A 6236-nucleotide genomic window follows, 5' to 3' on the forward strand; every position below is an offset into this window, starting at 1 on the left:
CCCGTCGCCCCCGCCGCGAAACGGGGGGCTCAGGGCCTGCCCGAGCCCGGCTCCTCCTCCAGCTGCTCCCGCAGCCGCATGAGCGCGCGGCTCAGCAGGCGCGACACCTGCATCTGCGTGACGCCGATCTCCGCGCCGATCTCCGACTGGGTCTTGTCCGCGAAGAAGCGGAGGGCGAGGATCCGCCGCTCGCGCTCCGGCAGCTTGGCGAGCGTCTGCTGCAGCGCGAGCCGGTCCGGGGTGAGGGCGAGCGTGGTGTCCGGGTCCGCGACCGTGTCCGCCCACGAGCCGCTCTCGCCGTCCGGCGGCGCGTCGAGGGAGCTCGTGGCGTAGCCGTTGCTCGACACCATGGCCTCGACGACGTCCTCCTCCGAGACCTCCAGCGCCTTGGCGAGCTCCTTGACCGTCGGGGAACGGCCGCTGTCCTGCGACAGCGACTGGCTCATGGTGGCGACCCGGGTGCGCAGCTCCTGCAGCCGCCGGGGAGGGCGCACGGCCCAGCCGGTGTCGCGGAAGTGGCGCTTGATCTCCCCGGTGATGGTCGGGGCGGCGTAGGCCATGAAGTCCTTGCCCCGCTCGGCGTCGAACCCGTGCGCGGCCTTGACCAGGCCGAGCGCCGCGACCTGCATGAGGTCCTCGAGCGGGACGCCGCGCTCGCGGTAGCGCATGGCCAGCGACCGGGCCACGGGCAGGTTGAGCAGGACGATCTCGTCGACGAGGCGCTGGCGCTCGGTGTCGTCGACCTCGCCGGAGTGGATCCTGGTGAGCAGGACCGAGGTCTGCTCGGCCAGCTGGTCCCGTCGCCGGACCGGGGCGGGGGCGGCGGACGGGTCCTCCGCGACGGCAGCGTCGGGGGCCGGCCCGTCGCCGGGACCGTCGACCGCGCCGACGGGGTCGGCGCCGTCGAGCCCGCCTGCACCGTCCAGCGCGGCAGCCCGGTCGAGCACGCCGGTCCCGTCCAGCCCTGCCGAGGCCTGACCGTCGAGCCCGTCGAGCAGCACCTCGCGTGCTCCTGCGTCCGCAGTGCCGTCCACGTGGCTCCCGTCGTCGCTGGTCCTGAGGTCGACCACGTGCACCTGCACGGGCGGCACGCTCCGGGTGCCGGGGTCTGTCGTGCGCTGGCGGCTCACGCGCTGACCGCTGACCGCACCCGGGACCGGAGGTGCGTGACCTGTGCCTGGCCGGCACGGTCCGCCCCGTCGGTGAGGTCGACGACGGCGGGCGCGCCGCCCAGAACCGTACGGTGCACGGTCAGGAGCTGCTGGGCGAGGAGCTCCGGGTCGTAGACCGCCTCTGCCCGCTCCCTGCCGGCGAGCCCGTAGGCCTCGAGCCGGAAGGGGTCCAGGAGCAGGTCGCCGACCGCGTCACGGGTGTGGATCCGGTCGCGGGGCTCGACGAGCAGCCCCGTCACCCCCTCCACGACGAGCTCGTCGACCCCGCCCACGGACGAGGCCACGACGGCGCGCGCGTCGAACATGGCGGACAGCACGCCGAGGCCCCGGCCGGGGCGGGCGGACACGTCGACGACGAGGTCCGCGTCGCGGCAGAGGGTCGCCGCCGGGGCACCTGCGACCTTGCAGCGGCTGCCGAGCCGCCGCACGACGGGCAGCTCCCGCAGCCGCTCCTTGACCTGGGCCGCGCACCGCTCGTCCAGGCCGGTGCCCCGGGCCACGAGCAGGCGGGAGCCCGGGTGGTGGAGCACGGCCTCGGCGACCGGCCGGAGCGCGCCGACGTCCGCAGGGTCCCCGACGGACAGGACGAGCGCGGGGTCGTCGCTGTGCCGCCGGGTGACCTCGGTGCCCGTGGGGACCGTGGCCAGCGCGGGGGCGACCACGGTCGTCAGGGGCAGCGGCACGCCGCGGCGGGCAGCCACCGACCGCGCCCACGCCGACTCCACGACGACGTGGTCGGCGGCCGCGAGGCTGGCCCAGCCGAGCCGGGCCATGACGCTGCCGTCCGCCCGGTCGTCGCCCGGCACGGAGGGGAGCTGGTCGGCGTGCCCGACGACCGGGACGCCGGTGATGCTGCGCGCGGTGACGGCCACGGCCGTCGCACGCCAGCCGACCGCGTGGACGGTGCCCCGGGTGGCGACCCGGGCCAGCTCCTTGGACAGCTGCCCGGCGGACGAGATGCCGTCGGCGCGGGCGTCGGAGGGTCGCACGGGACCGTCGAGGACGACGTCCGGGACGGGGAAGGCCAGGCCCGAGGGGTCAGGGGAGAGGATGGACGGGTCGAAGGCGCAGACCAGCTGCACGTCGACCCCGGCGCTCCGGAGCCTGTCACGGAGCGCGCCCGCGTCGATGAGGGTGTGGGCCGCGACGCTGCGCGCGCGCAGGTCCGCCGGCCCGATGAGAAGGGTCAGTGTCATGGTCCAGCCCTTGCATCCGCTGGAGGAGAGCGCCGTCTGCTTGAGCGCCCGTAGGCAGGCCCAGGGGGCCTCACCACCGGACATGTCTACCCCGGGGACCGGAGCATGTCGACCCGTCCGGACGTCCCCCCGACAGACACGCGCGAAGTGGTTAGGACCGGACGCCCCTGGGAACCCGCGACGGATGACAGCCTCCACCCACGACGGCCCCGACCACCAGGACGCCAGCCTCCCGGCCGGAGGCGGCCGCAGCGCAGACGTCGGTCCGACGCCCGGCTACCCGCCGGAGGCCGACCCGGACAAGGCCGGCGACCTGCCCGCCGCCGAGGTGGCGGGCGAGCAGACCGACCCCGGCGCCCGGCTGACCGGCGGCGACCAGGTGGTCACGGGCGGGGCACCGGCGGGCAGCCTCGACGACCCGTCGCAGCTGACCGCGGACGACCTCGCGCGCCCCGAGGGTGGGGTCGAGCCCCCGGACTGAGGCGTCCTGGGCGGCCGGTACCACCGGCCGCGCACGTCGCCCCCCCCCTGCCGACCCTCGTCACCGAGGGGGGGCCTCGGCATGCCCTCGCGGTGTGGTTAGGTTGCCCTCACTCGTTAAGGGCAGCTCCCCGCCCCGCAATCGGCCTGTCCGGGCCCGACCCCTGAGGACGTCATGAGAAGCACGCGCACCGCGAGCACCCGCACCGCCCTGCTCGCCGTCACCGCCCTGGCCGTCGGCCTCGCCGCCTGCGGGTCCGAGGGGGCCGACACCCCCGACGCACCGGACACCGCCGCGGCCGGCACGGCCACCGGCGCGAGCAGCCCCGACAGCAGCGCAGGTGCCGACGCCGCGGGGTTCCCCGTCGAGATCGAGCACGTCCACGGCACGACGACGATCGAGGCGGAGCCCGAGCGGGTCGTCTCCGTCGGCTTCACCGACCAGGACACCCTGCTCGCCCTCGGCGTCACCCCGGTCGGCATCCGCGACTGGTACGGCGACCAGCCCCTGGGTGTGTGGCCCTGGGCGACCGACGAGCTGGGCGACGCCGAGCCCACCCTGCTCAGCAGCGCCGAGCTGGACTTCGAGGCCGTCGCCGCCCTGGAGCCCGACCTCATCGTCGGGCTGTCCAGCGGCATGACCGCCTCGGACTACGAGCTGCTGTCGCAGATCGCCCCGACCGTCGCCCAGTCCGCCGACTTCCCCGACTACGGCATGCCGTGGCAGGAGAAGACCCTGGTCACCGGCCAGGCGCTCGGCCGCACGGCGGAGGCCGAGCAGGTCGTCGCCGACACCGAGGAGCTCATCGCTGCCGCCCGCGAGGAGCACCCCGAGTTCGAGGGCAGGACCGCCGCGGCGGCCTTCCTCTTCGACGGGCAGCCGGGCGGCTACGCCTCGGCCGACACCCGCGCGCGCCTGCTGGGCGACCTCGGCTTCGAGACCCCCGCGGAGTTCGACGAGCTCGCCGGCGACGCGTTCTTCTTCAACGTCTCGCCCGAGCAGATCACCACGCTCGACACCGACGTGCTCGTCTGGATCGTCGGCTCCGAGGCCGAGGCCGGCAACATCGCCGCGCTGCCGACCCGCACCACGCTGCGGGCCGCCCAGGAGGGCCGCGAGGTCCTCACCGACGCCGAGCTGAGCGGGGCGCTGTCGTTCTCCAGCCCGCTGAGCATCCCCGAGGCGCTCGAGCAGCTGGTGCCCGAGCTCGCCCTCGCGGTCGACGGCGACCCGGCCACCGCCGTCCCCTCGGCGGAGCTGCTCGGCCGCTGACCCGCCCCCGGGCTCAGCCCGGGACGACCTCCACGGTGACGCGCCGGTCGGTCCCCGAGACCGACCGGCCCGCCTGGGTCGAGCCGGCCGCGACGACGTCCGCGCGGCCGGCCGGCAGGCCCTCGTCGGCGAGCACGTCGAGCACGGTCTCCGCCCGCCGGAGCGACAGCTGCTCCTCCAGCACCGGGTCGTTGCTCGGCGAGGCGTGGCCGACGACGCGCACGCGCGCCGAGGGGTCGTCCAGCAGGGCCTCCACCAACGGGCGCAGCAGGGCCTCCGCGTCGCCCGCGGGCTCGTCGGAGCCGACCTCGAAGGTCACCTCGACCGGCCGGGGCAGGCCGGTGGTGTCCTCGGTGGCCGCGTCGGTGGCCTCGTCCGTGGCGTCGTCCGTGGCACCGGGCGAGGCGGGACCCGTCTGCTCCCCGCTCGGCCCGGCCTCGCCCGTCTCCTCCTGGGTCGGTTCGGCCTGGTCCGTCTGCTCCAGGCCCGTCTGGTCGGGGGCCGGCTGTCCCTGGTCCGGCTGCGCCTGGCCGGTCTGCTGCGTCTCTGCCTGTTCCTGGCCGGCCGCGACGGTGCCGGCGGTCCCGCCCCCGCCGGCGACCGACACCTGCGCGGACACGAGCGTGACGACGACGAGCGCCCCCACGAGGACCGCGGGGACAGGCGACCGGTCCCGGGGCTCGTGGTACCGCGCGCCCCCGCCGTCCGCGGGCACCGTCAGACCTCCCCGCCGCGCAGCTCCTGGCGCAGCCGGGCGATCTCGGCGTCCCGCGCGCGCAGGTCCTCCTCGAGGTGGCCCTCGAGCAGCGACAGCGCCTCGGCCTTGGTCAGCCTCGCCGACACCCAGCGGCGCCCCCACCACAGGTAGCCGACGACCACCCCGCCGACGAACGCCAGCAGCGTGAGCAGAGCGGGCAGCAGCGCGGCCGCACCGGTGGACATGGGACCCCCTTCGAGGACTGGCTCAGACGGATGATGGTCCCCCACGGGCGGGCCCGTCGTCCGACGGCCGCGGGCAGGGACGCGACCGGCCCCGCCGCCGCTCCTCCAGCGGCCCTCTCCTCACCGCCCGTGACGGGGGCAGCACACCGGGTGGGTCGTCGTCACCGGGGGGCGGGGTGCGGGGTCTGCGGGACCGTGCCACGTCCCGGGCGGCGACGTACAGTCACGGTCAGGACCCCCGCCGAGCCCGGAGCGACCATGACCAGCACGCGCACGACGACCAGCCCCTCCACCCCCTCCCCGCGACGGGCCCCGGCCCGCCCGGCCGCCCTGGCGCTGGCGCTGGCGGTGCTCGCCTCCCTGCTCGTCGGGGCCCCCGCGGCCTCCGCGTCGGGCGGGGCGGAGCCGGCATGGCTGCGGCCCGCGCACCTGGTCCCCGACCTGGGCGCCATGGACATCCGGCTGTCGCCGTTCACCGACGAGGGCGGCACGACGCCGGCCGAGGACAAGCCCCTGCTGGAGACCACCGCGGCCTACGGCGCGGTCGGCCAGTACGGGCCCGTCCCCGCCGGCTCCTACGCCGTGAGCGTGCGCCCGGCCGGCACGCCGGTCAGCGAGCCCGCCCTGCTCAGCCTCACCATCGACCTGGAGCCGGGCGCGGCGTACACGGTCGCCGGGCTCGGGACCAAGGACGCGCCCCGCCTCGAGCGGCTCGTCGACGACCTCACGCCGCCCGCCCAGGGCACCGCCAAGGTCCGCCTGCTCCCCGCCTCCCTCGCGGCCCCCACCGTCGACGTCCAGGCCGAGGGCGGCCCCGTCCTCGCGCAGGGCGCGGCGCTCGGCCAGCCGACCTCGTACGCCGCCGCCCCCGCGGGCAGCTGGACCATCAGCGCCCGCGGCGCCTCGGCCAGCGGCAGCACCGCCCTGACCCTGGACCCGGGCACCGTCTACACGCTGCTCGTCCTCGACTCCAGCGGCGGCAGCCTCGCCGTGCAGCCCGTCGTCGACGCCGTCGGCATGGGCACCGCCCCCGTCGGCGGTGCCGCCACCGGCTTCGGCGGCCTCGCCGACGACGCCGCCCCCTCGACCGCCCCCGCCGTGGTCCTCGCCGCCACCGCGGCGCTCGGCCTGCTGCTGCTCACGCTGGCCGCCCTGCGCGGGCGCGGCGTCGCC

The 6236-nt window shown here is 76.7% G+C and carries 7 protein-coding genes; 3 read left to right on the forward strand and 4 right to left on the reverse strand.

Annotated features, from left to right (window positions below; translation table 11 throughout):
- Positions 1-29: 29 nt before the first annotated feature.
- Together WCS02_RS04990 and WCS02_RS04995 are read right to left on the reverse strand one after the other, a co-directional pair.
- Entirely contained in the window at positions 30-1130 is a 1101-nt protein-coding gene (locus WCS02_RS04990; RefSeq protein ID WP_340290597.1) for a SigB/SigF/SigG family RNA polymerase sigma factor, read from the reverse strand.
- Entirely contained in the window at positions 1127-2368 is a 1242-nt protein-coding gene (locus WCS02_RS04995) for a glycosyltransferase family 4 protein (protein WP_340290599.1), read from the reverse strand. Before WCS02_RS04995 ends, WCS02_RS04990 begins: the two co-directional genes overlap by 4 nt.
- A gap of 184 nt (positions 2369-2552) precedes the next feature.
- Between WCS02_RS04995 and WCS02_RS05000 the strand changes: the two genes are divergently transcribed.
- A complete protein-coding gene (locus WCS02_RS05000; RefSeq protein ID WP_340290602.1) occupies positions 2553-2849 on the forward strand; it encodes a hypothetical protein in 297 nt (98 codons plus the stop codon).
- 174 nt (positions 2850-3023) lie between these two features.
- Positions 3024-4121 (forward strand): iron-siderophore ABC transporter substrate-binding protein, encoded by a 1098-nt coding sequence (locus tag WCS02_RS05005; protein ID WP_340290604.1) that lies wholly within the window; start codon positions 3024-3026, stop codon positions 4119-4121.
- A gap of 13 nt (positions 4122-4134) precedes the next feature.
- Here WCS02_RS05005 and WCS02_RS05010 read toward each other — a convergent pair whose 3' ends face one another.
- Positions 4135-4836, reverse strand: coding sequence for an OmpA family protein (locus WCS02_RS05010; protein ID WP_340290606.1), 702 nt, complete (start codon positions 4834-4836; stop codon positions 4135-4137).
- A 2-nt stretch (positions 4837-4838) separates the two neighbouring features.
- Positions 4839-5063 (reverse strand): hypothetical protein, encoded by a 225-nt coding sequence (locus tag WCS02_RS05015; RefSeq protein ID WP_340290608.1) that lies wholly within the window; start codon positions 5061-5063, stop codon positions 4839-4841.
- Positions 5064-5321: 258 nt separating this feature from the next.
- On the opposite strand from WCS02_RS05015, the gene WCS02_RS05020 reads away from it, so the two are divergent.
- A partial coding sequence (locus tag WCS02_RS05020) for a DUF4397 domain-containing protein (protein ID WP_340290610.1) occupies positions 5322-6236 on the forward strand: 915 nt, incomplete at its 3' end.

The sequence above is a fragment of the Aquipuribacter hungaricus genome (assembly GCF_037860755.1).
GTDB lineage: Bacteria > Actinomycetota > Actinomycetes > Actinomycetales > JBBAYJ01 > Aquipuribacter > Aquipuribacter hungaricus.

Excerpts from the sequence above, each read along its gene's own strand:
- WCS02_RS04995 (WP_340290599.1), bottom strand. The coding sequence starts at position 2,368 with ATGACACTGACCCTTCTCATCGGGCCGGCGGACCTGCGCGCGCGCAGC.
- WCS02_RS05000 (WP_340290602.1), top strand. The coding sequence starts at position 2,553 with ATGACAGCCTCCACCCACGACGGCCCCGACCACCAGGACGCCAGCCTC.
- WCS02_RS05005 (WP_340290604.1), top strand. The coding sequence starts at position 3,024 with ATGAGAAGCACGCGCACCGCGAGCACCCGCACCGCCCTGCTCGCCGTC.
- WCS02_RS05015 (WP_340290608.1), bottom strand. The coding sequence starts at position 5,063 with ATGTCCACCGGTGCGGCCGCGCTGCTGCCCGCTCTGCTCACGCTGCTG.